This is a genomic window from Vannielia litorea (assembly GCF_018424695.1).
In the GTDB taxonomy this organism is placed as follows: Bacteria; Pseudomonadota; Alphaproteobacteria; order Rhodobacterales; family Rhodobacteraceae; genus Vannielia; species Vannielia litorea_A.
Genome location: NZ_QTNQ01000036.1, coordinates 1 through 25,282 on the forward strand (window position 1 = coordinate 1; position 25,282 = coordinate 25,282).

Annotated in this window: 20 protein-coding genes, 2 pseudogenes and 1 riboswitch; of the genes and pseudogenes, 8 read left to right on the forward strand and 14 right to left on the reverse strand. The window is 64.7% G+C overall.

Annotated features, from left to right (window positions below; translation table 11 throughout):
• Positions 1-77 precede the first annotated feature (77 nt).
• The 8 genes from DYI42_RS13225 to DYI42_RS13260 form a co-directional block, all read right to left on the reverse strand.
• On the reverse strand, positions 78-497 hold the full coding sequence (locus tag DYI42_RS13225) for a ribulose bisphosphate carboxylase small subunit (RefSeq protein ID WP_213546465.1): 420 nt from the start codon (positions 495-497) through the stop codon (positions 78-80).
• A gap of 90 nt (positions 498-587) precedes the next feature.
• Positions 588-2,051, reverse strand: coding sequence for a form I ribulose bisphosphate carboxylase large subunit (locus DYI42_RS13230; RefSeq protein ID WP_213546466.1), 1,464 nt, complete (start codon positions 2,049-2,051; stop codon positions 588-590).
• 29 nt (positions 2,052-2,080) lie between these two features.
• Positions 2,081-3,160 (reverse strand): class II fructose-bisphosphate aldolase, encoded by a 1,080-nt coding sequence (gene fba, locus DYI42_RS13235; RefSeq protein ID WP_213546467.1) that lies wholly within the window; start codon positions 3,158-3,160, stop codon positions 2,081-2,083.
• Between the two features lie 12 nt (positions 3,161-3,172).
• On the reverse strand, positions 3,173-4,384 hold the full coding sequence (locus tag DYI42_RS13240) for a phosphoglycerate kinase (protein ID WP_213546468.1): 1,212 nt from the start codon (positions 4,382-4,384) through the stop codon (positions 3,173-3,175).
• Positions 4,384-5,385 (reverse strand): type I glyceraldehyde-3-phosphate dehydrogenase, encoded by a 1,002-nt coding sequence (gap, locus tag DYI42_RS13245; protein WP_213546469.1) that lies wholly within the window; start codon positions 5,383-5,385, stop codon positions 4,384-4,386. Before gap ends, DYI42_RS13240 begins: the two co-directional genes overlap by 1 nt.
• Positions 5,386-7,377 carry a transketolase gene (gene tkt / locus DYI42_RS13250; protein ID WP_213546470.1) on the reverse strand — a complete coding sequence of 664 codons (1,992 nt, stop codon included), beginning with the start codon at positions 7,375-7,377 and terminating at the stop codon, positions 5,386-5,388. It lies immediately after the preceding gene.
• Positions 7,378-7,390: 13 nt separating this feature from the next.
• Entirely contained in the window at positions 7,391-8,263 is an 873-nt protein-coding gene (locus tag DYI42_RS13255; RefSeq protein WP_213546471.1) for a phosphoribulokinase, read from the reverse strand.
• Between the two features lie 14 nt (positions 8,264-8,277).
• Positions 8,278-9,279 (reverse strand): class 1 fructose-bisphosphatase, encoded by a 1,002-nt coding sequence (locus DYI42_RS13260; protein WP_213546472.1) that lies wholly within the window; start codon positions 9,277-9,279, stop codon positions 8,278-8,280.
• Between the two features lie 114 nt (positions 9,280-9,393).
• Here DYI42_RS13260 and DYI42_RS13265 point away from each other — a divergent pair, with 114 nt between their 5' ends.
• Positions 9,394-10,320: a LysR family transcriptional regulator gene (locus DYI42_RS13265; RefSeq protein ID WP_213546473.1), complete on the forward strand. Its 927-nt coding sequence runs from the start codon at positions 9,394-9,396 to the stop codon at positions 10,318-10,320.
• Between the two features lie 10 nt (positions 10,321-10,330).
• Here the strand turns inward: DYI42_RS13265 and DYI42_RS13270 are convergent, their stop codons facing one another.
• Complete coding sequence (locus DYI42_RS13270; RefSeq protein ID WP_213546474.1) at positions 10,331-12,232, reverse strand: FAD-dependent monooxygenase; 1,902 nt, start codon at positions 12,230-12,232, stop codon at positions 10,331-10,333.
• A 105-nt stretch (positions 12,233-12,337) separates the two neighbouring features.
• Here DYI42_RS13270 and DYI42_RS13275 point away from each other — a divergent pair, with 105 nt between their 5' ends.
• Complete coding sequence (locus tag DYI42_RS13275) at positions 12,338-12,781, forward strand: MarR family winged helix-turn-helix transcriptional regulator (protein ID WP_213546475.1); 444 nt, start codon at positions 12,338-12,340, stop codon at positions 12,779-12,781.
• Positions 12,782-12,809: 28 nt separating this feature from the next.
• On the opposite strand, the gene DYI42_RS13280 is transcribed toward DYI42_RS13275, so the two are convergent.
• Entirely contained in the window at positions 12,810-13,886 is a 1,077-nt protein-coding gene (locus DYI42_RS13280) for a hybrid-cluster NAD(P)-dependent oxidoreductase (RefSeq protein ID WP_213546476.1), read from the reverse strand.
• Between the two features lie 5 nt (positions 13,887-13,891).
• The gene (locus tag DYI42_RS13285; RefSeq protein WP_213546477.1) at positions 13,892-15,121 is read right to left on the reverse strand and encodes an aromatic ring-hydroxylating oxygenase subunit alpha; all 1,230 of its coding nucleotides are present in this window, start codon (positions 15,119-15,121) and stop codon (positions 13,892-13,894) included.
• A gap of 119 nt (positions 15,122-15,240) precedes the next feature.
• Positions 15,241-15,442: riboswitch (cobalamin riboswitch) on the reverse strand.
• A 249-nt stretch (positions 15,443-15,691) separates the two neighbouring features.
• Between DYI42_RS13285 and DYI42_RS13290 the strand changes: the two are divergent.
• From DYI42_RS13290 to DYI42_RS13305, 4 genes and pseudogenes are all read left to right on the forward strand, one after another.
• A pseudogene (locus tag DYI42_RS13290) lies at positions 15,692-16,531 on the forward strand (IS5 family transposase).
• 39 nt (positions 16,532-16,570) lie between these two features.
• Positions 16,571-18,511, forward strand: a complete 1,941-nt coding sequence (locus DYI42_RS13295; RefSeq protein ID WP_213546478.1) for an ATP-dependent nuclease — start codon at positions 16,571-16,573, stop codon at positions 18,509-18,511.
• The gene (locus DYI42_RS13300; RefSeq protein ID WP_213546479.1) at positions 18,508-19,179 is read left to right on the forward strand and encodes a UvrD-helicase domain-containing protein; all 672 of its coding nucleotides are present in this window, start codon (positions 18,508-18,510) and stop codon (positions 19,177-19,179) included. Before DYI42_RS13295 ends, DYI42_RS13300 begins: the two co-directional genes overlap by 4 nt.
• 53 nt (positions 19,180-19,232) lie before the next feature.
• Positions 19,233-19,541: pseudogene (locus tag DYI42_RS13305) on the forward strand (ATP-dependent helicase); the annotation flags it as partial.
• 275 nt (positions 19,542-19,816) lie between these two features.
• On the opposite strand, the gene DYI42_RS13310 reads toward DYI42_RS13305, so the two are convergent.
• Genes DYI42_RS13310 through DYI42_RS13320 form a run of 3 tightly spaced genes read right to left on the reverse strand, consistent with a single transcriptional unit; the run spans position 19,817 to position 22,534 of the window.
• Positions 19,817-20,416 (reverse strand): carbohydrate ABC transporter permease, encoded by a 600-nt coding sequence (locus DYI42_RS13310; RefSeq protein ID WP_244867905.1) that lies wholly within the window; start codon positions 20,414-20,416, stop codon positions 19,817-19,819.
• Positions 20,417-20,429: 13 nt separating this feature from the next.
• The gene (locus tag DYI42_RS13315) at positions 20,430-21,434 is read right to left on the reverse strand and encodes an ABC transporter permease (RefSeq protein WP_213546480.1); all 1,005 of its coding nucleotides are present in this window, start codon (positions 21,432-21,434) and stop codon (positions 20,430-20,432) included.
• Positions 21,431-22,534, reverse strand: a complete 1,104-nt coding sequence (locus DYI42_RS13320; RefSeq protein WP_213546481.1) for an ABC transporter ATP-binding protein — start codon at positions 22,532-22,534, stop codon at positions 21,431-21,433. Before DYI42_RS13320 ends, DYI42_RS13315 begins: the two co-directional genes overlap by 4 nt.
• A gap of 344 nt (positions 22,535-22,878) precedes the next feature.
• Between DYI42_RS13320 and DYI42_RS13325 the strand changes: the two genes are divergently transcribed.
• Entirely contained in the window at positions 22,879-23,568 is a 690-nt protein-coding gene (locus DYI42_RS13325) for a GntR family transcriptional regulator (RefSeq protein ID WP_213546482.1), read from the forward strand.
• Between the two features lie 88 nt (positions 23,569-23,656).
• Positions 23,657-25,021, forward strand: a complete 1,365-nt coding sequence (locus DYI42_RS13330; protein WP_213546483.1) for an MATE family efflux transporter — start codon at positions 23,657-23,659, stop codon at positions 25,019-25,021.
• The last annotated feature ends 261 nt before the right edge of the window (positions 25,022-25,282 follow it).

The following is a 25,282-nucleotide window of genomic DNA, read 5'->3' on the forward strand; positions in this document are numbered from 1 at the left end:
CCTGAGGGGCATCCTCGCCCCCTCCGCCCGGGCCGGGGGAGAAAGACCGGCCCGGGCGGAGGGGGCGAGGATGCCCCTCAGGCGTAGCGCTGGCCCTCGGGCCGCTGCGCGGCGTAGCTTTCGATGGTGTAGCGCACGCTGCGGCCCTCGCCCTCCTGCCGCACGACGCGGAAGCCGGGCTCTTCGGCGGGGCGGTTGACGATGAAGGCCATGCGGATGCTCTCCCAGCCGTGGGAGGCGTCGAAAGCGATGACGCGGATATACTTGCCGCCGTGCTCCTTTCGGCATTCGTTGACCTCGAACACCACGGCGGCGGCGTCCTTGTTGTCAAACATCGGGTGGCCCCACATCTCCCAATAGGTGTTGCGAGGGTGGGGATCATCCGTCCATTCGACAGACACCGCCCAGCCCTTGTCGATGGCGTATTGGGCCTGGGCGTGGATGTCGTCGTCGGTGAGGTCGGGGAGGAAGCTGAACTGTCCTTGGCGGATGCGCATGAGGTGTCTCCTTGTCACAGGTGCGCCATGAATGCGCACCCTACGGGGGGTTGGCGTAGGGTGCGCATTCATGGCGCACCCCGGCTTGGGTTACATCGAGACTTCGGGCGTGGGCGCGAAATCGGGGGCGTCGGTGGAGGCGTAGTCGAAGGTCACGTCCTTCCAGGTGTCGAGCGCCTGCTTGAGCGGGGTGCAGGTTTTCGCCGCGTCGCGCAGGATGTCCTCGCCCTCGTTCCAGATGTCGCGGCCTGCGTTGCGGGCAAAGACCATCGCCTCCAGCGCCACCCGGTTGGCGGTGGCCCCGGCCTCGATGCCATGGGGGTGGCCGATGGTGCCGCCGCCGAATTGCAGCACCACATCCTCGCCGAGATAGGTCAGAAGCTGGTGCATCTGCCCGGCGTGGATGCCGCCCGAGGCGACGGGCATCATCTTGTTCAGCGAGGCCCAGTCCTGATCGAAGAAGATGCCGTTTTCCAGGGCCATCGGGTTATATTCCTCGCGGAAGATGTCGTAGTAGCCCTTGGTGGTGGCCGGGTCGCCCTCCAGCTTGCCCACCACGGTGCCCGCGTGCAGGTGATCCACCCCGGCGAGCCGCATCCATTTGGCGATGACACGGAAGCTCACGCCATGGCTGCGCTGACGGGTGTAGGTGGAATGTCCGGCGCGGTGCAGGTGCAGGATCATGTCATTGTCGCGCGCCCATTTGGCCATCGACTGGATCGCGGTGTAGCCGATCACCAGGTCGATCATCACGATGGTCGAGCCGAGCGACTTGGCGAACTCGGCGCGGGCATACATCTCTTCCATCGTCGCGGCGGTGACGTTGAGATAGGTGCCCTTCACCTCGCCCGTCGCCGCAGAGGCCCGGTTGACCGCCTCCATGCAGTAGAGAAACCGGTCGCGCCAATGCATGAAGGGCTGGGAGTTGATGTTCTCGTCGTCCTTGGTGAAGTCGAGCCCGCCCTTCAGCGCCTCATAGACCACCCGGCCATAGTTGCGCCCCGAGAGGCCCAGCTTGGGCTTCACCGTGGCGCCCAGCAGGGGCCGCCCGTAGCAGTTGAGCCGCTCGCGCTCCACCACGATGCCGGTGGCCGGGCCCTGGAAGGTTTTGACGTAAGCCACAGGCAGGCGCATGTCTTCCAGCCGCAGCGCCTTCAGCGGTTTGAAGCCGAAGACGTTGCCGATGATCGAGGCGGTCAGGTTGGCGATGCTCCCCGGCTCGAAGAGGTCGAGATCGTAGGCTATATAGGCGAAGAACTCGCCGGGCGCGTTCGGCACCGGGTCCACCCGGTAGGCCTTGGCGCGGTATTTGTCGCAGGCGGTGAGCCGATCGGTCCAGACGACCGTCCATGTCGCGGTGGAGCTTTCGCCCGCCACGGCCGCGGCCGCCTCCACCTCGTCCACGCCGTCTTGGGGCGTGATGCGGAAGAGCGCGATCACGTCCGTGTCCTTCGGCTCGTAATCGGGCTCCCAATAGCCCATCTGGGCATATTTCATCACACCCGCGCTGTAGCGCTTCTTGGCGTCGGTGACGGTCTTTGCATCGTCCTTCATGGGGTGTCCTCCTCGGGGGGGTCTGGGTGTCAGGCGGCCTTGTTGGCGGCGATTTGCGGATCGAGCGCGCCGCTGGCGTAGCGGCGGGCCATCTCGTCCATCGAGACGGGCTTGATGCGGCCCGCCTGCCCCGCCGCGCCGAAGCGCTCGAAGCGGTCGCGACAGAGGGCTTCCAGCTCCTCCATCGCCGGGATCATGAACTTGCGGGGGTCGAACTCGGCGCGCTTCTCCTGCGCGACCTTGCGAAGCTGGCCGGTCATGGCCATCCGGCAATCGGTGTCGATGTTGACCTTGCGCACGCCCATGGCGATGCCGCGCTCGATCTCTTCGACGGGCACGCCGTAGGTTTGCGGCATGTCGCCGCCGTTGGCGTTGATGAGGTCTTGCAGCGCCTGCGGCACGGAGGAAGAGCCGTGCATCACCAGATGGGTGTTGGGCAGCTTCTCGTTGATCCGGCGGATCGTCTCCATCGACAGAATCTCGCCATCGGGCTTGCGCGAAAACTTGTAGGCCCCGTGGGAGGTGCCGCAGGCGATGGCCAGCGCGTCGCACCTGGTTTTCAGCACGAAGTCCACCGCCTGGTCGGGGTCTGTCAGGAGCTGGTCGTGCGAGAGTTTGCCCACCGCGCCCGAGCCGTCTTCCTCGCCCGCCTCGCCGGTTTCAAGGCTGCCGAGCACGCCCAGCTCGCCCTCCACGCTCGCCCCAACCGCATGGGCGGCGCGGGTGACGCGGGCGGTGATCTCGACGTTGTAGTCGTAGCTCGCCGGGGTTTTCATATCCTCCTCAAGCGAGCCGTCCATCATCACCGAGGTAAATCCGTGGCGGATGGCCGAAAGGCAGGTAGCGTCGTTGTTGCCATGGTCCTGGTGCAGCACCATGGGGATATCGGGGTTCATCTCGGAGAGCGCCTCCACCATGTGGCGCAGCATGATGTCGCCCGCGTAAGAGCGCGCGCCCCGGCTGGCCTGAAGGATCACCGGCGCATCGCAGGCGCGGGCGGCGGCCATGATGGCGAGGCCCTGCTCCATGTTGTTGATGTTGAAGGCGGGCACGCCGTAGCCCTCGCTGGCGGCGTGATCGAGCAATTGTCTGAGTGTGATGAGCGCCATGGCTTCCTCCGGTCAGGCAGCAGTTTGGGTTTGGGCAAGGGCGGCAATTCCCGGCAGGGTCTTGCCTTCGAGCCATTCGAGAAAGGCGCCTCCGGCGGTGGAGACGTAGGTGAAGACCTCGGCCACCCCGGCGGCGCTCAGCGCGGCCACGGTGTCGCCCCCGCCCGCAACGGTGACGGCGCGGCCTTCGCGGGTCAGCGCGGCGGCCTCGCGGGCAAGGCCCGTGGTGGCGCGGTCGAAGGGCGGGATCTCGAAGGCGCCGAGCGGGCCGTTCCACAGGATGGTGCGGCAATTGCCGAGCAGCGCCTTGAGGTGGGCGAGCGTCTCCGGCCCGGCATCGAGGATCATCGCGTTGGCCGGGCAGGCGGTGGCCGGCACGATCCGGGTTTCGGCCATGGCGCGAAACTCGCGGGCCGTCACCACATCTGTCGGCAAGTGAAGGGTGCAGCCCGAGGCGCGCGCGGCCTCGCGGATCGCCTCCACCATCTCCACCTGATCGGCCTCGTGCAGCGAACGGCCCATCGGCGCGCCCTCCGCGAAGAGGAAGGTGTTGGCCATGCCGCCGCCGACCACGAGGTGATCGACCCGCGCGGCGAGGTGCTTCAGCACCACGATCTTGGTAGAAACCTTGGCCCCGCCGACGATGGCCACCGAGGGCCGCGCCGGGCTTTCCAGCGCCGCGCCGAGCGCCGCGATCTCTTCCAGCAGCAGCGGCCCCGCGTAGGCGGGCAGGCAGCGGGTGATCGCTTCGGTCGAGGCATGGGCGCGGTGGGCGCAGGAGAAGGCATCGTTCACGTAGAGGTCGCCAAGCTGGGCGAGCTGCGCGGCAAAGGCGGGATCATTCGCGGTTTCACCCGACTGGTAGCGCAGGTTCTCGCAGAGCAGCACTTCGCCCTCGGCAAGCTGCTCGGTGAGGATCGCCGCAGAGGGGCCGGCGCAGACATCGGAGAAGCGCACCGGAACGCCCAGCGCCTCGGCCAGCGCGGGGCGCAGCTTGTCGACGGAGAACTGCGGATCAAGCTCGTTGGGCCGGGGCCGCCCGAAGTGGGTGATTATGACGAGGCGCGCGCCACGGGCGAGCAACGGGCGCATCCCCGCGGCAAAGCGGGTGATGCGGGTGCGGTCGGTGACGCGGAAGCCCTCGACCGGCACGTTCAGGTCGGCCCGCACCAGCACCCGCTTGCCGCGCACATCGGCGTCCATGATGGAAGGCAGCCCCTGCATCAGATCAGCCCTCCCATCGCCACCGCCGTATCGGCCATGCGGTTGGAGAAGCCCCATTCGTTGTCATACCAGCTGAGGATGCGGCACATCCGGCCCTCCATCACCTTGGTCTGGTCGGTGTGGAACAGGCTGGAATGGGGGTCGTGGTTGAAGTCGGCCGAGACATTGGGCAGGTCGGTGTAGCCCAGCACGCCTTTCAGCGGGCCGTTGGCGGCGGTGCGGATGGCCTCGTTGATCTCTTCGGCGCTCGTGTCGCGGCTGGCCTCGAACACCAGGTCCACCACCGAGACGTTGGGGGTGGGCACGCGGATCGCCACACCGTCGAGCTTGTTGTTCAGCTCGGGCAGCACGAGGCCCACGGCCTTGGCGGCGCCCGTGGACGTGGGAATCATGCTCATCGCGGCGGCACGTGCGCGGTAGAGGTCGCCGTGCATGGTATCCAGCGTCGGCTGGTCGCCGGTGTAGCTGTGGATCGTGGTCATGAACCCTTTGGCGATGCCGACCGTGTCGTTCAGCACCTTGGCGACCGGGGAGAGGCAGTTGGTGGTGCAACTGGCGTTGGACACCACCACGTCATCCGCCGTCAGGGTGCCGTGGTTGACGCCGTAGACAATGGTTTTGTCGGCATTCCCGGCGGGGGCGGAGACGAGCACGCGGGCGGAGCCGTTTTGCAGGTGCATCGCGGCCTTCTCGCGGGCGGTGAAGATGCCGGTGCACTCCAGCGCCACGTCGACGCCGGCCCAGGGCAGCGCCTTCGGGTCACGCAGCGCGGTGACCTTGATCGGGCCGCGGCCCACGTCGATCCAGTCCTCGCCGGTTGTCACCTCGCCGGGGAAGCGGCCATGGACAGAGTCGAAGCGGATGAGGTGGGCGTTGGTCTCGACCGGGCCGAGATCGTTGATGGCGACCACCTCGATATCGCTGCGCCCGCTCTCCACGATCGCCCGCAGCACGTTGCGCCCGATGCGGCCGAAGCCGTTGATTGCCACTTTCACGGTCATTCAGGTGTCTTCCTTGTTGGTGAGTTTCCTGGCCGCCCGCACAACGGCGGCGGCGGTTATTCCGAAGTGTTCGTAAAGGTCCGTCGCGGGGGCGGAGGCGCCGAAGGTGGACATGCCGATGAAGGCATCCTCGCGGTCGAGGAAAGCGCCCCAGCCCTGCCGGATGGCGGCCTCGACACCGACGCGCGGCGCGATGCCGCGAATCTCGGCCTGGTAGGCCTCTGGCTGGGCGGCAAAAAGCTCGAAGCTCGGGGCGGAGACCACCGCCGCCTCGATGCCCTCTGCGGCCAGCGTTTCGGCGGCCTGCACGGCCAGTTGCAGCTCGGAGCCGGTGCCGATCAGCGTCACGTCGCGCCGCGCGGGATCGCGCAGCAGGTAGGCCCCCTGCGCGGTGCGGTTGGGCTCGGCGTGGGTTGTGCGCAGGCACGGCAGGCCCTGGCGGGAGAGGCAGAGGACGCATGGCTGCGCGGAGGTCATGGCGATTTCCCAGGCCTCGGCGGTTTCCACCGCATCTGCGGGGCGGATCACGGTGAGGCCGGGGATGGCGCGCAGGCTGGCGATGGTTTCCACCGGCTGATGGGTGGGGCCGTCTTCGCCCAGCCCGATGCTGTCGTGGGTCATCACGTAGGTGACGGGCACGCCCATCAGCGCCGAGAGGCGGATGGCGGGCCGGCAGTAATCGGCGAAGGCGAGGAAGGTGCCGCCGTAGGGCTTGAACCCGCCATGCAGCGCGAGGCCGTTCATCGCGGCGGCCATGCCGTGCTCGCGGATGCCGTAGTGGATGTAGTCGCCGGAGTAGTCCTGCGCCATCACCGCCCGCATCGCGCTGGTGCGGGTGTTGTTGGAGCCGGTCAGGTCGGCCGAGCCGCCCACGGTGTTGGGCAGGGTGGCGTTGACCACCTCCAGCGCCATTTCGCTGGCCTTGCGGGTGGCCACCTTGGGGGCCTCGGCGGAGGTTTTCGCCTTGTAGGCCTCGATGGCGGCCCCCAGAGCGCGGGCATCCGCTGGCGCGTGCGCGGCGCGGAAGGCCTCGGCCTGCGGGCTGGCGTTCAGCCGCTTTTCCCAAGCCAGCCGCGCCTCGCGCCCGCGCGCAGCAACGGCCCGCCAGGCCGAGAGGATATCGGCGGGAATGTCGAACGCGGCATGGGGCCAGTCCAGCGCCTTGCGGGTGGCGGCGATCTCCTCGGCGCCCAGCGGCGCGCCGTGCACATCATGGCTGCCCTGCTTGGTCGGCGCGCCGTAGCCGATCACCGTCTTGCAGGCGATGAGCGAGGGCCGCGCCTCGGCGCGGGCGGCGGCGATGGCCTGCGCCACGGCTTCGGTGTCATGCCCATCCACGCCCTGCACATGCCAGCCTGCGGCGGCGAAGCGGGCCTGCTGGTCGGTGGAGGTGGAAACCTCGGTGCCTCCGTCGATGGTGATGCCGTTGTCATCCCAAAGCACGATCAGGCGGCCCAGGCCCATGTGCCCGGCCATGTCGATCGCCTCGTGGGAGATGCCTTCCATCAGGCAGCCGTCCCCGGCGATGACATAGGTGAAGTGATCCACCAGATCGTCGCCATAACGGGCGTTCATCATCCGCTCGGCCAGGGCCATGCCGACCGATGTGGCAATCCCCTGCCCCAGCGGCCCGGTGGTGACCTCGATGCCCTTGGCATGGCCATACTCGGGGTGGCCCGCCGTGCGACTGCCGAGCTGGCGGAAGCGGCGCAGCTGCTCCATCCCCATGTCGTCATAGCCCAGCATGTGGTTGATCGCGTAAACCAGCATCGAGCCATGCCCGGCGCTCATCACAAAGCGGTCCCGGTCGGGCCACTTATGCGCCCCCGGGTCCACCCGCATGAAACGGTTGAAGAGCACGGCGGCAACATCGGCCATGCCCATCGGCGCGCCGGGGTGGCCGGAGTTGGCGGCCTCCACCGCATCCATCGTCAGGGCGCGGATGGCGTTGGCCATCTGGCGCTCCATGGTGAGCGTGGTCTGGATGTTCATCGGCTCCTCTCCCTCAGCTGCGCTTGGATTCACTGACGAGACGGGCCACCATGGGCGTGAAGATGAGCTGCATGGCGAGGTCCATCTTGCCGCCCGGAATGACGATGGAATTGGCCCGGCTCATCCAGCTGTTCTGGATCATCGAGGTCAGATACTGAAAGTCGATGCCGCGCGGGTTCTTGAAACGGATCACCACGAGGCTCTCGTCGGCGGTGGGAATCCAGCGGGCGATGAAGGGGTTGGAGGTGTCGACCACCGGCACCCGCTGAAAGTTGATGTCGGTCTCGGTGAACTGCGGGCAGATGCAGTGCACGTAAGCGTGCATCCGGCGCAGGATCGTGTCTGTCACCGCCTCGGTGGTGTAGCCCCGGCTGGCCTTGTCGCGGTGGATCTTCTGGATCCATTCGAGGTTGATGACGGGCACCACCCCGATCTTCAGGTCGGCCAGGGCGGCGAGGTTGACCTCATCGTTCACCACCGCGCCGTGCAGCCCTTCGTAGAACAGCAGGTCCGAGCCCTCGTCGAAGCTTTTCCACTCGGTGAAATTGCCCGGCGCCACACCGTAACGGGCGCTTTCGTCGTCGTCATGCACGTAATGACGGGTCTGGCCGGTGCCGCTCTCTGAATAGGTCCGGAAGACCTCCTCCAGCTTGCCCAACTCATTGGCCTCGTATGAGAAATGGCTGAAGGTTTCGTCGCCCGCCGCCTTGCGGCTCTCCAGCTCGGCCTTCATCGCCGCGCGGTCATAGCGGTGGAAGGCATCGCCCTCGATGGAGACGGTGCTGATCCCCTCGCGGCGGAAGATCTGGTCAAAGGTGCTCTTGACCGTGGTGGTGCCGGCGCCGGAAGAGCCGGTCACCGAGATGATCGGGTGTTTCTTGGACATGTCTGGCTTTCAGGTCAGGCGCGGAACAGGCCGCGGTTCGAGAACAGGGCGTTCACGTCCTGCGGCGGCAGGTCGTGGTAGGCGGTGACGCGATCCACCTTGTCGGGGGTGCCGAAAACAAAGGGGACGCGGGCATGCAGGTGCTCTGGCGTGAGGTCCAGCAGGCGGGTCAGGCCATCGGTCGCCCGGCCCCCGGCCTGCTCGACGAGAAAGGCGATGGGCGCGCATTCATAGACCAGCCGCAGGCGGCCCTGGGCGTAGCCCTCGCGGTTGTCTGCCGGGTAAAGGAAGATGCCGCCCCGGGTCATGATCCGGTGGGTTTCGGCCACCAGCGAGGCGACCCAGCGCATGTTGAAATTCTTGCCGCGCGGCCCGTCGATCCCGGCAAGGCAATCGTCGATATAGGCGCGGACCGGCTGTGACCAGTGGCGGTAGTTCGAGGCGTTGATCGCGAATTCCGAGGCGTCGCCGGGCACGGTGGGCGGCGCGCTTTCGACGAAGCGCTTGGTTTCGCGGTCGAGGATGAACATGCGGACGCCCGCGCCGAAGCTGGCCACCAGCGCCGTTTGCGGGCCGTAAACGAAGTAGCCCGCCGCCAGCAGGTGGCTTCCGGGCCGCAGGAAGCTGGCCTCCGCCTCCGCTTCGGCGGGCTGGATGCCGAAGATGGTGCCGATGGAAACGTTCACGTCGATGTTGGAGGAGCCATCCAGCGGGTCGATGGCCAGCGCCAGCGCGCCGCCCGCGTCGATCTCGGCCACGCCATCCTGCTCTTCGGAGGCATACCAGCGCACGCCGGTGCCGCGCAGGGCGGCCATGAAGACCTCGTCGGCCATCACGTCGAGCGCCTTCTGGGTGTCGCCATCGGTGTTGGCCCCCACCGAGGCCCCGAGCGCCCCGCCAAGGGCCCCGCGCGAAATGGTGAGCGACAGGTCCGCCGCCACCGCGCAGAGCGCCTCCATGGCGGGGGCGAGGGCTGGCGGTAAGGCCGCGCCGCTGATCTGAAGTTTCCCTTGCATCGCCTGGCCTCCTCCACCCGGTGTGCTTGGCCACTTGAGTTTCAGGTTCCGCACCGTTAGGAAATTTTAAAATTCTGACAGGAGTGTAAGAAAATTTTTGCCTCGCTCGACCTCGTGACGCTCAAACAGCTCCGCGCCCTGCGTGCCGTGGAGCGGCACAAGACGATCACCGCCGCCGCCGACACGCTCGGGCTGACCGGCCCCGCAGTTCATAACCAATTGAAAACGCTGGAGTCTGCGCTCGGCGTCACCCTGCTGACGCGGGAAGGCGGCAAGGGCAACGTGCTGACGCCGGAGGGCGAAGTGCTGCTCACCGCCTATGGCGAGATGACCGCCTCACTCGGGCGCGCGGTGGCCACGATGCAGGCGATGAGCGCAGGAGAGTGCGGCAATCTGACCTTGGGCGTGGTCAGCACGGGCAAGTATTTCGCCCCCAAGATCGTGGCGCTGCTGCGCGAGGCGATGCCCGACGTGAGCGTGCAGCTGGTGATCGGCAACCGGACGGATACCATCGCCCGGCTGGCGCGGGGTGAGCTGGACCTGTGCATCATGGGCCGCCCGCCGCGCCTTCCGCTGGGGGGCGCCAGCACCTTTGCCGAGCACCCGCACGTGCTGGTGGCCGCGCCCGACCATCCGCTGGCCCGCCGCCGCCTCGTGGGCAGCGCGGAGCTGCTGGAGGAGCGCTTCGTGCTGCGCGAGGAAGGCTCGGGCACGCGGATCATGGCCGAGCGCTTCCTCGACGAAATCGGCAAGGGCCGGATCTTCGAGACCTACGAGATGGGCTCGAACGAGACGATCAAGCAGGCGGTGATGGCGGGGCTGGGGATTGCGGTGCTCTCTGCCCATACGGTGGCGCATGAGCTGGAGACGGGCCGGCTGGTGGCGCTGGATGTGCCTGGCTTTCCGATCATCCGGCACTGGTTCATCGTCAGCCCGGCGCATGTGCATGAAACGCCCATCGCCGCGCGGGTGCGCGACTGGCTGGCCGAGAACAGCGCCGCCTTCATGCCGCAGGTGCAGGGCGAAAGCGCGCCAGGCTGACGCAGCCCGGTCAGCCTGGCCGGGCAGGCAACAGGATGGCGCTGAAGAAGTCCGACAGCTCTTGGCGGGCGGTGAGCGGCAGCACATTGGCCACGTATTGATCGGGGCGCACCACCACCATGCAGCCCTGCGCCCTGTCGACCCCGCGCATCTCGAAGATTTCGCCCGCGCCCTTGTGATCCACGCAGAAGAGCTTTTCATGGTCCTGCAAGCCGAGCGGGCCTTTCTCGGGCTTCAGCATCGCGGGCACCTCTTCATAGGACACCTGATCGAAGGTCGATTGCAGAACGCCGCGCAGGTCGATCACCGCGTCGATATCTTCGCCCTTGCGGGTGTGGCGCAGCACGGGAGAGTCGGGCGCGCCGCCCAGCCAGTTGGCCAGATCGTAGAGGCCCGAAGGCTCGTCCCCCGCAAAGGCGTAGATTCGCCAGCGGCCATCGGCCTCGGCCACATGGCCAAGGTGCATCTGCATCGCATCCGCCACCCGCACCACCGGCGCGGAGTGAAACCGGCGGCCAATCTCGAAGCCCGGCGCGAGGGCCTGATGCGTGGCCTCGCCCGTCAGGCGGGAGGGATCGTATTTCACCGCGAGGCCGCCGGTGAACATGAGGTTCTCGATGAAGGCCTTCTGGAAGCGGGGCATTTCACCGCCATCCAGCTTGGACTCCCCCGGCGGGGCCGACATGATGCGCGACCATTCGTGATCGGTGTCGATCAGCCGCTTGGCCTCGGCCCGGCGCTCGCCGGAATAGCTGCGCAGCAGCTCCGGCCCGGCCCGCCCTGTCAGCACATGGGCCAGCTTCCAGCCAAGGTTGAAGCTGTCCTGCATCGACACGTTCATCCCCTGCCCCGCCTTGGGGCTGTGGGTGTGGCAGGCATCTCCGGCGGTAAAGACGCGGGGGCCTTGGTCCTCACCCGCATCGTCGAACCGGTCGGTCAGCCGGTGACCGATTTCGTAGATCGACCACCAGACCACCTCTTTCACGTCGATGGAATAGGGCGCCATGATCCGGTTGGCGGCGGCGATCAGGTGATCGGCGGTGAAGTTGCGCTGCGCCACCCGCTCATCGGGGTTCAGCTTGTCGAGCTCCACATACATGCGAAAGAGATAGCCGCCCTCGCGCGGCAGGATCAGCGTGTTGCCCTCCGTGGCCGAGGTGATGAGGCACTTCTGGCGCACATCGGGGAAGTCGGTGTTGGCGAGAATATCCATCACCCCCCAGGCCTGATGCGCCGCATCGCCGTGGAGCGTGCCGCCAATGGCGCGGCGCACGTTGGAGCGGGCGCCATCGCAGCCCACCACGTAATTGGCCCGCACGACGTGAGTCTCACCTGCGTTGATGCCAGTGTTTTCCAGCGTCACCGCCACCGGGTGGTCACTGGCCTCCCGATCCACCTGCACATCCTTGACCGACCATGAATAATCCGGCTCCAGCCGCGACGGCGACTTGCGCATCACGTCGAGGAACAGCTCGTGCACCCGGGCCTGGTTGAGCAGGGTATGGGGCATTTCCGAGCTGCCCTCGGGCACGTCCTGCACCCGCCCGATGCGGCGGATATGGGCGGGGTTGGCCGGGTCGGGCGACCAGAAGGCCGTCTGGTTGACCCAGTAGCTCTCGCGCTTGACCTTCTCGCCGAAGCCGAAGGCCTGGAACATCTCCATGGTGCGGGTGTTCACCCCGTCGGCCTGCCCCTTCTCGATCGGGCCGGGCTTGGGCTCCACGATCATAGTGTCGATCTGCGGAAACTGCGAGAGCTGGGCGGCAAGGCAGAGCCCGGCGGGTCCGCAGCCTGCAATCAAGACATCGACCTTGTCGGGCAGCGGCGCGAAGGAGCCGCGATTGCGACGGTTCGGGGCGGCGTTGCTCAGGTCGGGGTCGCCCCCGCGAAACCCATCCAGATAATATTGCATCCCCCTGCCCTCCTCCGCGCTGTGGATGGCAGTTAATAACTACACTTATCATTTACCGTCAAGAAAAATATGTATACATACCATCTCAGGCAGGGAGGCGTGCGGATGAAGGCGCATGGAATGGCCGGGCACCTGATCCGGCGGCTCAACCAGATTTCGACCCAGGTGTTCTCGACCCGCGTTCAGGCGGCAGGGTTTGACGTGACGCAGGTGCAGTTTGCGGCGATGGACGCGATCCTCGCCCACCCTGGCCTCGACCAGGCGGGGGTGGCGGCGGCAATCGCCTATGACCGGGCCACCATCGGCGGGGTGATCGACCGGCTGGAGCAGAAGGGCTACGTGGTGCGCGCGGTGAGCAAGCGCGACCGGCGGGCGCGGGAGGTACGGGCCACCGAGGCGGGCCGGGCCATGTTTGACGAGATCCTGCCGCTGGTGACCGCGTTGCAAAGCGAGGTGCTGGAGCGGCTGGAGCCGAAAGAGCGCGCGGCCTTCCTGGCGCTCGCCCGCAAGGCCATCGGCCCCGCCCCGGGGATGACGGAGCAGGGCTGAAGCACCCTGCCCCGCAGCGCGGCAGGCACTAGACCTCGACCTCGACCGCCCCGATGGGATGGGAGCAGCAGGCAAGGATATAGCCCGCTGCAATGTCATCCTCCGAGATGCCGCCGTTGTGCACCATGTGGACCTCGCCCTTGGCCTTCTTCACCTTGCAGGTGCCGCAGAGGCCGAAGGTGCAGCCAGAGGGGATGTTGAGGCCGGAGGCGCGGGCCACGGCCAGCACCGTATCTGTCTCGTGGCAGCTTGCGGTGACACCGGACTGGGCGAAGGTGACCTCGGCCCTGGCGGCCTCTTCGGGCACCACGTCATCGTGCTCGGGGATGTCCTCGACGGTTTCCACCGGGGCCTTGAAGCTCTCCTGGTGGTAGTGATCCATGTCGAAGCCCATGCCCTGCAAGGCCTCTCGCACGGCTGTCATGAAAGGCTCGGGGCCACAGCAGAACACTTCGCGCTCGAGGTAATCGGGCGCCATCAGGCCCAGCATCAGCTGGTTCACCTGCCCCTGATAGCCGGTCCAGGGCCGGTAGCGGTCGGCCTCTTCCACCACCCACTTCAGCACGATGCCCGGCACGCGGGAGGCCATGTGCTCCAGGCGTTCGCGGAAGATGATCTCGGAGGGGCGCCTGGCGCAGTTGATGAAGACGATATCGGGCTCGATGCCGACGTCCCACATGTAGGTGGTCATCGCCATCGCCGGGGTGATACCGCTGCCCGCGGAGATGAAGAGGTGTTTCTTCGCCGGGTGGTTCATGTGGCTGAAAAGCCCGGCCGGCCCGAAGGCACGCAGCCGCATCCCCGGCTTCAGATGGTCGAGCATCCAGCGGGTGCCAAGGCTGCCTTCCTGCGCCTTCACCGTGATCGAGAGCGACCGGGGCCGCGTGGGCGAGGACGAGATCGTGTAGGTCCGGTGGATCACCCCTTGCGGCGTGGGAAGCTCCAGCGTGATGAACTGCCCCGGCAGGTAATCGAACATCGCGCCCGACGGAGCCTGAAAGGCGAAGGTCGCCGTATTGGGAACCTCGGGGATGACCGAGACGCATTCCAGCGGCTCGCTGTCTTCCCAGAAGGTCTGGCCGGTGATCGGGCTCATGTCGTTCATCGCGCCTACTCCGCCGCCATCTGCACCGGAGTCAGCCGGTTCTGCATCGTGGCGCAATACCAGTCGACGAACTGGATCACCCCGTCTTCCTGGATCGCGGAATAGGGGCCGGGCTCGTAGGCGGGCGAGTTGATGCCGCGCTGGTTGTTCTCGACAACTTCTCGGTCTTCGTCGTTGGTATGGGTCCAGACCTCGGTGAGGCGCTTGAGGTCATAATCCACGCCCTCCACAGCATCCTTGTGCACCAGCCATGTCGTCGTCACCCGGGTCTCCATCGGCGAGATCGGGGTGACACGGAAGGTGATGGAATGATCGCTCAGGAAGTGGTTCCAGGTGGTGGGGTAGTTGAACAGCAGCAGCGTGCCGGCATCGAGCGCGGGGATGCGGCCCAGCCGTTTGGTCACGGCGATCTTGCCATCCATGGTGAAGCTCTGCGCCCCGTCCAGCAACGGCATCCGCGCCACCCGGAACTGCCCGCCCTCTTCGAGATGGAAGCGCGAGGGCGCGCCCATGCCTTCGAGCCGGGCGAAATGCGCCTCGACCGGCGCGGGGAAGTTGCCATCCCCGGCAACGCCGCCGATCACCGGATCTTCGGGGAAGGTGCGGCAGAGCGAGGGGTGGTTGCCGCCGCAGTGGTAGCACTCGCGGTTGTTTTCCCACACCAGCTTCCAGTTGCCGTTCTCGATGATCGAGCTCTGGTGCGCCACCTTGGCATTGGCGAGGTCGTGCACCTCGAGATAGGGGCGCACCTTGTCGGCGAAGCTGTCGAAATCAGGCGCCTCGGCAGCAAGGCAGATATAGACCAGCCCGGCGAGGGTGCGGCAGTGCACCGGCTTCAGCCCGTGGGCAGCGGCATCGAAATCGGCGCCCATGTCGCGCGCCCAGAGCAGGCGTCCATCCAGCTCGTAGGTCCACTGGTGATAGGGGCAGACGAGCTTGGGCGAGGTGCCGCGCTCATGCTTGCAGATCACCGAGCCCCGGTGGCGGCAGGCGTTGTGGAAGGCGCGGATCTCACCGTCGGCCCCGCGCACGAGGATCACATTGTAGGCGCCGATCTGCTGCGTCACATAGCTGCCCGTCTTCTCCAGCTCGCAGGCGGGGATGGCAAAGAGCCAGTCGCGGTAGAAGATGGTGGCCATGTCGGCGGCAAAGATGGCCGGATCGGTGTAAAACGGCTGTTCGAGGGCATAGCCGGGCCTGCGCCGCGCCAGAAGCTCTCGGATCATCTCGCTCATCGTTTTGCTCTCCTGCCGCGCGAGGGCGGTCCTGCTGGGGCGACCGGCGGAGAATGGAGCCGAAGGGCACGGCGCATGGGAGGAGCCGGCCCGTCCGGCGCCATCACCGCCACCCGCGGTTCGACGTCACTCGAAGGGCTGGTTTCCGGACTTGGCCCGTGGCCCTTTCGGGCCAGAGCGCGGCGCCTTCCCGGGCTCCTCCTGCCCAGTGGCCATGCCGCGCCCGGTGAGGGCTTCACCGTTGCGGGGGCAGCGCCGGAATTGCACCGGCTTCCCAATTCTCGGGCCTTGCGACCCGCACCCTTTCGCCCCCTGATAGAACGCCCCGCCAGCCCGGTATGACCGATTTGCGACGCGGCACGAGAGAAAAGAGACACCGGCCCATTTTTCGCCGGTTCCACCTTCGGCTCCGCCGTTGCGGTCAGGCGGTCCGGCCAGCCCCGCCGCCGGATCAACCGATGTCGCTCGTTGGCTTGCCTCTGTGACTAAGGCGCCCCTAGTTTCCTAGGCTCAGGACCCATTGATCTCAGCGGAAGGGCATGATTCACCGCGCGAAAACTGAGCGGTGACATGTCTGATCTCTTCTGGCTGAGCGATGCGCAGATGGCGCGTCTGGAACCCTATTTCCCAAAGTCCCATGGCAAGCCGCGCGTCGATGATCGGCGCGTCCTGAGCGGGATTATCTTCATCAATCGCAATGGGTTGCGTTGGCGAGACGCGCCGAAGGAATACGGGCCTCACAAGACGCTCTACAATCGTTGGAAACGGTGGAGCGACAAGGGTGTCTTCGCCCGGATGATGGCGGGCCTGGCCGCCGAGCACGGCGAGAAGAAGACTGTGATGATCCCCTCTCATCGAAACTGCGTTTCAACTGCCGGGGCAGTGGACGCCACCTACCTGAAGGCCCACCGCACGGCGTCCAGTCTGAGCGTTAAGTAAGGAGGATCAGGAATTGATCCGGGGGATCAATTCCCCGACGAACGGGGGCGCGGCCGCCTGATCGGACGGACCAAGGGCGGCATGAACACGAAACTGCACGCCATCTGCGACAGCCAGGGACGCCCTCTCAACCTGTTCGTAACGGCAGGGCAGGTCAGCGACTACATCGGTGCGCGGGCGCTTTGCGACAGTCTGCCGGATGTCGACTGGCTGCTCGGGGATCGCGGCTACGACGCCGACTGGTTCCGTGAAGCGTTGAAAGACAAGGGGATACGCGCCTGCATCCCCGGCCGGAAGCAGCGAAACACAACCGTCAAATACGACAAGCGCCGCTACAAACGCCGAAACCGGATCGAGATCATGTTCGGCAGGCTCAAGGACTGGCGGCGCGTTGCCACGCGCTACGACCGATGCCCGAAGGTCTTCCTCTCTGCCATCGCTCTCGCCGCTATCGTCATCTACTGGCTATGAGTCCTGAGCCTAAGCGGCGAGTGCTCACGGAGGGGTATCATGAAACTTGTCCGCTTGCGGCTCAGCAATTTCAGATCGTTCTGCAAGGATTTTGCAGAACTGGATTTGGACGACCTGACATTTCTGCTCGGCCCGAACGGCGCCGGCAAGACCGCGGTGCTGCAAGCTCTGGCAAGACTGTTCAGTCTCGATCCTGCCCAGCGCAAGATCAGGAAGTCCGACTTTCACATCCCGCATGATGAAGAGCCTGACGAAGCGCCGGCGGAGCGCGAGCTCTGGATTGAGGCAGACTTCGAGTTTCCCGAGCTGGTGGGCAAGGGCAAAAAAGAGGCACCTGCGGTTCCCGGAAACTTCGCGCATATGCAACTTATGGGGAGCGATGAGCCAGCGCAGATCCGTTTCCGGCTCGATGCTACGCTCGACCAGGACGAGGATATTGAAGAGAACCTCACCTACGTCATGAAGGTCGATGCTGAAGGGAACCCGCTGGAGCAAGGCCGGGTCGCAAAGCACGATCGGAATGCCATTCAGGTGCACTACCTGCCAGCGCGGCGCAATCCTGCGGACCATATCTCTTACTCGGCAAATGCGCTGCTGGGCCGCGCACTGCGTTCGGCCGACTGGGCGGACGAACGCGACAATATCTCCAATTTGACCGAGGAGATCAGTGCGACCCTTGCCGGCAATGCAGCAATTGAGGGCATGACGGACGCATTGTCAGATCAGTGGGGAAATCTGCATAAAGGCAGTTATTTCGCCGACCCATCGATTTCATTCGGTCGGAGCGAACTGCAAAACCATCTGCGCCACCTGAACGTCGAATTCACCCCAGGCCACGGCGAGCAACTGGTCGATTTCACTCGCCTGAGCGACGGGCAGCAGTCGATTCTCTATCTCTCGATCGTGCTGGGTATGCACCAGATCGGCAGTGATGTGCTGAGTGGCAAGCTCCCGGATGCCTTTGACATCGACAAGCTGCGGCCGGCCGTCTTCACCCTGATCGCCTTGGAAGAGCCCGAGAACAGCCTATCGCCGCATTACCTGGGACGAGTCGTCCGAGCCCTCGAAGAATTCGCCGGGGGACAGGATGCGCAGGCGGTGCTCGCTACGCACTCCCCGTCGCTGATGCGCCGCGTTCCTCCGGAGGCCGTCAGATACATGCGGCTCGATGAAAAGCGCACTACCGTCGTGAGGCACATCGAGCTTCCCGAGGAAGCGGAGGCGCACAAGTTCGTTCGCGAGGCGGTCCAAGCCTTTCCCGAACTCTATTTCTCGCGCTTCGTCGTTCTCGGGGAGGGTGACAGTGAGGAAGTCGTGCTTCCGAGGCTTTTGGCGGCCGAGGGGATACTCGCTGACGACGCATCAATTTCGGTCGTGCCGCTCGGCGGCCGGCACGTCAACCATTTCTGGCGACTCCTTCATGGACTCGGGATCCCTCATGCGACCCTGCTGGACTTGGATCCGGCGCGATTTCAGGGCGGGTGGGGGCGGATAAAATACGCCGCCAGGCAACTACTGGAATATGGGGACGTGACGAAGGCGGGGTTCACCGGCACCCAAGTGAATTCAATCCCCAATTGGGACGGTAAGCAGGGACTGATGCTGGCAGACGACGGGTGGTTCAACCGCCTTGAAGAACACGGCGTGTTCTTCTCCTCACCGCTCGATCTCGATTTCCTCATGATGACCGCCTACCCAAACGCATATGGCGTGGAAGACGAGGAGCTCGAGGATCCGGACGAAGATGCGCTCAAGTCGGTGCTGGGCAAGAAGCACGACATTGTCGCCGGCCAATATGACGATGACGAGCGCGAGTACTTCGACGCTTATCACAGGCGGTTCAAGCTGGGCAGCAAGCCCGTGTGGCACATCCAGGCGATGGCCAGCCTGACGGACGAGGAACTGAAGGACGAGATGCCCGAAGTCCTCGAGCGGTTGCTCGCGCGTGTCCGCGACGACCTGAAGGCGTTGCCGGAATGATGCGCGTTGACCGCTGGGTTCCATCGGACAACCTCAAGCTCGAGCCGAATGCCCTCCTTGCGGCAACAGAGACCGAGAGAAACCTGACGCTGACGGCAGGGCCAGGAGCGGGCAAGACCGAAATTCTGGCGCAGCGGGCGGACTTTCTCCTCCGCACCGGCACGTGCCGCTACCCCAAGCGCATCCTCGCCATCTCGTTCAAGGTCGATGCGAGCCACAATCTGAAGGCACGCGTCCGCAAGCGCGGCGGCCCCGAGCTGGCCGCGCGGCTCGACAGCCACACTTTTCACGCGTTCGGCAAGCGCATCATTGACCGCTTTCGTCTGGCGCTCACCGGGCGCGATGCCCTTGATGCGGACTACAGTGTCGGGCAGGCACGGGTCCAGGGACAGTCCATCACCTTTCAGGAAATGGTGCCATTGGCAGTTACCATTCTTGAGACCAGCGTCCTCGCCAGGAACGCCATACGACAGACCTATAGTCACGTGTTTCTGGACGAATTTCAGGACTGCACGAAGGAGCAGTACGCGCTGATCAAAGCCTGCTTCCTCGACTCAGGCGCGAAGCTCGTTGCAGTCGGCGACACCAAGCAGCGGATCATGGGCTGGGCGGGGCGCTCGAAGGCATCTTCAAGACCTATGCGGCGGATTTCGACGCGAAAGCGCTGAACCTCTATCAGAACTTCCGCTCTGCGCCGCGACTTCGCCGGATGCAGAACGCGATGGTGCGGGTCATGGACCCGCCTGCTGCGCTTGATGACGACGAATTGCAGGGTGACGATGGCGAGATCGAGATCCCTCACTTCAAGAATGCCAGTGAGGAAGCCTCGCATTTGGCCGACACAATCAAGGGATGGATCGAGAATGATAGCCTGGATCCTTCCAACATCGCGGCGCTGGTGAGCAAGCAGCAGAACCTCTATTGTCAGGAGTTGCGAGCCGCGTTGCGGGACCGGAAGGTTCCGTTTCGCGAGGAAGACCAGACGCAGGACTTCGCCTCCGAACCGGTTGTTCGTGTGATCACCGATTTTCTTCTTGTGGTCGGGGGAGGCGCACAACCGGAAGCGTTTCGCCGTCTGCTCGAAGCCATCGTCTACAATGAGGGTCTCGATGAGGAACAGGAATATCGAGCCCGCTCGCGATGGGACCGGTTCGTCGCGGACATACGGGCGAGGGCGGCGGCGGGACAGATCGAACATTCCGATCGCGATGCGCTCGCGGCGCTGGTGGCGGAGCTGATCGAACTGGTTGGCCGGGACGCTGTCGTCGCCCTTTCCGCAGACTATGCTCAGGGCAACAGGCTCGATCAGTTGATCGAGGATACGGTAAGCGGCACGAAAACCTTCCACAGCACTTGCAGCTCGTTGGCGCCATCCATCCGGGCTGCCTCTTCGAACGACTGCGGAATGCCCTCGAAGAAGTTGCGCAGCAGGATGATGTTGAAGCCGTTGACGGCGAAGCCGATTATGATGCCGAAGTAGCTGTCGAGCAGCCCAAGGTCGCGCATGTTGAGGAAGAACGGGATCAGGCCAGCGTTGAACCACATGGTGAAGGCAACCATCAGGTTCCAGAAACGCCGCCCGTAGAGCTGTGGCCGCGACAGGGCATAGGCCCCCGGGATAATGAACGCCAGGCTCATCAGCGTACCGCCGATGGTGTAGATGAAGGTGTTGGCGTAGGACGACCAGAACAGTGGCTCGGAGAGCACCTGCTTGTAGGCTTCGATAGTGAAGCCCACAGGTGTAAGCACCACGTTGCCCGCCCGCGCCTCGAAGCCTGTCGAGAGCGACAGCGAGGCAATGTAGATGAACGGGTAGAGCGTGGAGATCGTGAACAGCGCGATCAACACCATGTTGACGATCACGAAGAGCTTGTCGCCGCGGGAGTAGAGATTCATGTTGGTCATGGGTCTTTCCCCCTCACCAGAGCGACGTGCGCGAGTAGCGCTTGGAGATCGTGTTGGCTGTCATCACCAGGACGAAGGCGACCACGGCGTTGAACAGGCCCGCAGCGGCGGCGAGGTCGTATTGCCCGCCTTGGATGCCCTGCCGGTAGATGAATGTGTTCACCACGTCGGCGGTCTCATAGGTGGCCGGCTGGTAGAGCAGGATGATCATCTCGAAGCTCACCTCGAGCATGTTGCCGATGCGGATGATGAGCATGATGATGATGGTCGGCATGATCGACGGGATCGTGATCTTCCACATCATCTGCCAGCGGCTCGCGCCATCGACCACGGCGCTTTCGTAGAGCGTCGGCGAGACGCCCGCGATGGCCGCGAGATAGACGATCGACTGGAAACCCGCCTCCTGCCAGATGCCCGTGCCCACGAAGATCGGGCGAAACCACTCGGGCTTGGTCAGGAAGTAGATCGGCTCGATGCCAAACCAGCCCAGCATGGTGTTCACGATGCCCGCCGAGGGCGAGAAGGCTGTTATGACGATGCCCGCGATGATCACCGAAGAAATGAAGTGCGGCAGGTAGACGATGGTTTGCGCCGTCTTCTTGAAGGTCTGCCTTAGGATCTCGTTGAACATCAGCGCCAGGATGATTGGCATCGGAAAGCCGAAGATCAGGCCGTAGAAGCTGATGATGACCGTGTTGCGCAGGGCGCGCAGGAATTGGTCGTTGTTGAACAGTGTTTGAAAATGCTCCAGCCCGATCCAGGGGCTGTCCGCGATTCCGCGAAAGATCGAGTAATCCTTGAAGGCGATCTGAAGGCCGTACATCGGCTTGTAGAGAAAGACGAGCAGCCAGACGATCGTGGGGATCAGCATCAGGTAGAGCTGCCACTCGCGCTTCAGGTGGTCACCCACCCGCACAATCCGACTGGGCTTGCGACGGCGCTGTGCCTCGGTGGCATCGACGATCAGCTCCTCGGTAGCGGGCCCGGCCGCGGTGGTGAAGTTCGGATCGTTGCTCATTGCTCCAACACCTGACCGGGCAACGCTTCGCCGCTCTCGGCATCGAACACACGCACCAGGTGCGGCGCGATGGTGAAACCGCCGATGCTGTCGAGAATGCCCATCTGCCCCACCGTGTCGGTGCGGATCACGAAGGGGTCGCCCTGCAAGCTGGCGTGCACCAGTGCCTCGGAGCCGAGGGTCTCGACGAGATCGACCTCGATCGCGATGGATCCCGGCGCGCCGGCCTCCGCGACCTTCACGAACTCGGGCCGGATGCCGAGGATCACTTCGTTTCCAACTGCGTTCTGGAGCGCGGGCAACGGCTGAAGCGGCACCTGCTGACCATCGAACTCGGCCACCGGGCCGCTGTCGCCCGCCACCACGGTAGCCTTGACCATGTTCATCGGCGGCGATCCGAGAAAGCCCGCAACGAAGGTATTGGCCGGGTTCAGGAAAAGCTCCATCGGCGTGCCGATTTGTTCGATACGGCCGTCGTGCATGACCACGATCCGGTCGGCGAGCGTCATCGCCTCGACCTGGTCGTGGGTCACGTAGATCGAGGTGGCGCCGAGCCGCTTGTGCAGCCGCTTGATCTCGGCCCGCATCTGGGTGCGCAGCTTGGCGTCGAGGTTGGAGAGTGGCTCGTCGAATAGAAATACCTTGGGGCGACGCACGATGGCGCGGCCCATGGCGACGCGCTGGCGCTGGCCACCAGAGAGGTCGGCCGGGCGCCGCTCCAGGTAGGGCGTGAGGCCAAGGATCTGGCCCACCTCCTCCACCGAGGCGGCGATGGCCTCCTTCTTTTCCTTCCGGATGCGCAGGCCGAAGGCGATATTGTCGGCCACGTTGAGATGCGGGTAGAGCGCGTAGTTCTGGAACACCATCGCCACATCGCGGTCCTTCGGAGCAACGCGATTCACGTGGCGCCCGTCGATTGTGAGATCGCCGTCGCTGATCTCCTCCAGCCCGGCGATCATCCGCAGGGTGGTGGACTTGCCGCAACCCGAGGGGCCGACAAGTACGACGAATTCTTTTTCCCGCACCTCAAGGTCGATGCCATGCACCACCTGCACGGCGCCATACGCCTTCACGATTCGGTCCAACCGAACTCCCGACATGTGCTCTCCTCCGGTTGCGCGGTCCCCGCGCGCCTCCCCTCGAACCGCCGCACCCCGGCGGGCGCTGTAAAGCTACGATTCGACCAATCTCACAATCTGGTATACTAGTAATTTTTCTGGTATACTAGTCTAAAATCTGCAATACTAGTCGCAAGTTACAGCGCGGCGCGCAACTCACACATCGCCAGCTGGTCAAAAGACAGCGAATCTGGCGCGCCATGAGGCACCGCCGCAATTGAAAGGCACGGGACATGGACACTATGGAGGAGAGCACACCGCAGTCACCGATTGGCGAGTTCGGAGTGAGCGACTATAAATCCATCACTCAAAGGGGGCAGCGAGGCATGCGAACCAACTTGGCAACCGATCGGCGCACGACGGTCGATGAGATTTTCGACCATCTCTTCGATGAGATCAGTTCGCTTCGGCTGCGCCCTGGCGACCGGATATCCGAGGCCGATATCGCGGCCCAATTCGGCGTGTCGCGTCAGCCGGTTCGAGATGCGTTCACCCGCCTCGCCAACCTAGACCTGCTGCTGATCCGCCCCCAGCGAGCTACCGAGGTAAAGCGCTTCTCTTCGCGCGAAATCGAAAAATCTCGGTTCGTCCGCGCGGCTGTGGAGTACGAGGTGCTGCGCCGTGCGTCGGCCAACGCCAGCCCGGCAGCACGGAAGCTTCTGGACGCCTGCCTCAAGCGTCAGCGCACAGCTATCGAGAAGGGCGACTATCAGAAGTTCGGGGAACTCGACTACGAGTTTCACCAAGCCCTCTGTGAGATAGCCGACGCGGACTTCGCCTTCGAGGTCATCTCGATGGAGAAGGCCAAAGTCGACCGGCTCTGCACCCTTGGGCTCGCCAAGGAAGACCGGATGCCTCAGTTACTCGCGGATCACGAGGCCATCGCGGAGGCCATCCTGGCAGGGGACGCGGAGAGCGCCGTCGCGGCGGGCAAGCTGCACCTGTCGCGGCTGGATGCCACGATTGCCTCGATAGAGGCCACCAACGGCCACTACTTCGACCCCGACGGCAACTGACCGGCGCGGCGCACAGCCGAACCGCGACACCCCCACTCCCATCCGCCGCTCCGCGCGGCACTCCGGCCCTGCCGGACAAGAGTTTGCCATGCGCGCCCAAGCCCAGCCTCCCGCAGTGCCCACAACCCGCTCCGTCTTTCACCTCGCATGGCCGCTGACCCTGAAGTCCATCATGCTGCACGGCATCGTCGTGATCGACGGTTGGCTTGTGTCGTCGCTGGGTGAAGGCGCTGTGGCGGTGCTGGGCCTTTCGGCTTCGATCGCCGGGCTGTTGATCGGATTGATCGTAGCCTTCTCCAACGCCACGCAGATCAGGATCGCGCAGGCGTTTGGGTCGGGTGATCGGGCTTTCCTCAAGTCCGCGCTGTTGTCGGGTCTGACCATTAACCTTGGCGTCGTCACAATGGGCCTTGCGCTGCTTGCGCTTTTCGCCGGACCGCTGATCGACGGGTTGGCCCACAATGCCGAAATCGCCTCCGGGGCACGGGCCTATCTGAGCATTTTCGCCGTGGTCATCCTTTCAGAGGCGGTGGGCCACTGCCTCACCGGACATTTCAACGGCTGCGGCGAAACCCGGCTTCCGGCACTGAGCTACATGATGGCCGTGCCGGTGAACATCGCGGTGAGCGTGGTGCTGATCCACGGCCACCTCGGCGCGCCGGACCTCGGAGTTACCGGCGCCGCGATTGGCAGTGCCATTGCCTCGGTGATTCAGGTTGGTTTCTTGGCTGGGCTCCTGCTGTATCGCAACCGGACTCTTTTGCGCGTCCCCGGATGGCGCAACGGCACCTACGCCGCCAGCCTGCGCCGCCACTTCACCTTCTCGCTTCCCATTGCCGCCACCTTCGGCAGCGCGACCATTGCGATGAGCGTCTGCGGGTTGCTCTACGCCCGGCTGCCGGTCAATGACTTTGCCGCAATGACCATCATCATGCCCTGGGTGCAGGTGGTTGGCACCTTTGGCATGTGCTGGGCGCAGGCCACAGGCATTCACATCGGTCAGATGCTGGGCCGCAGCACAGCCGCCGAGGTGCTCGACAGGTTTCTCCTATCCGCCTGGCGCACCTCCTTTGTGGCTTCGGGCCTCGTTGCGGCGATCTACACCGGCATCTGTCTCGCCAGCCCCTGGATCTACCCCGAGCTGCACCCCGATACCCGCGCCACCTTGCTGAGTTTTCTGCCCATCCTCATCTTCCTCCCTTTTCCCAAGGGCTCCAACGCGATCTGCGGCAACACCCTCCGCGCGGGCGGTGAAACGCTTTACGTGATGCACATTTTCGTCTGGTCGCAATGGCTCTTCCGCGTACCAGTCACCGCCGCGGCGGTGCTTTGGCTCGATGCCTCCGTGACGGTTGTTTTCGCACTCGTGTTGGCGGAAGAGCTCATCAAGTTTGCCCCCTTCCACCTACGCCTCAGGCAGGGGCATTGGAGGAGCGGGCGGATGGAAGATTGAGGCGGGAAGCAGCCTTTGCCTGATGGCAGCTGGGATGCTCGTGCTGGATTCGGCTGGGGCATCTGCATCGACACACCCGCACCATTCTATCGCCCGGCGGAGGGGAGCGGCGGATCCTTGCCGGGAGATGTAGCAAGTCCGACCCAAGCCCAATGTAGGCCGTCTTGGCACCGACTGCGGCAATCCAGTCCTTAACGACGCGGGCGAACTCTACGACTTGCAGGAAGGCCCAAACGAGATGCACAACCTCTTCGACCACAC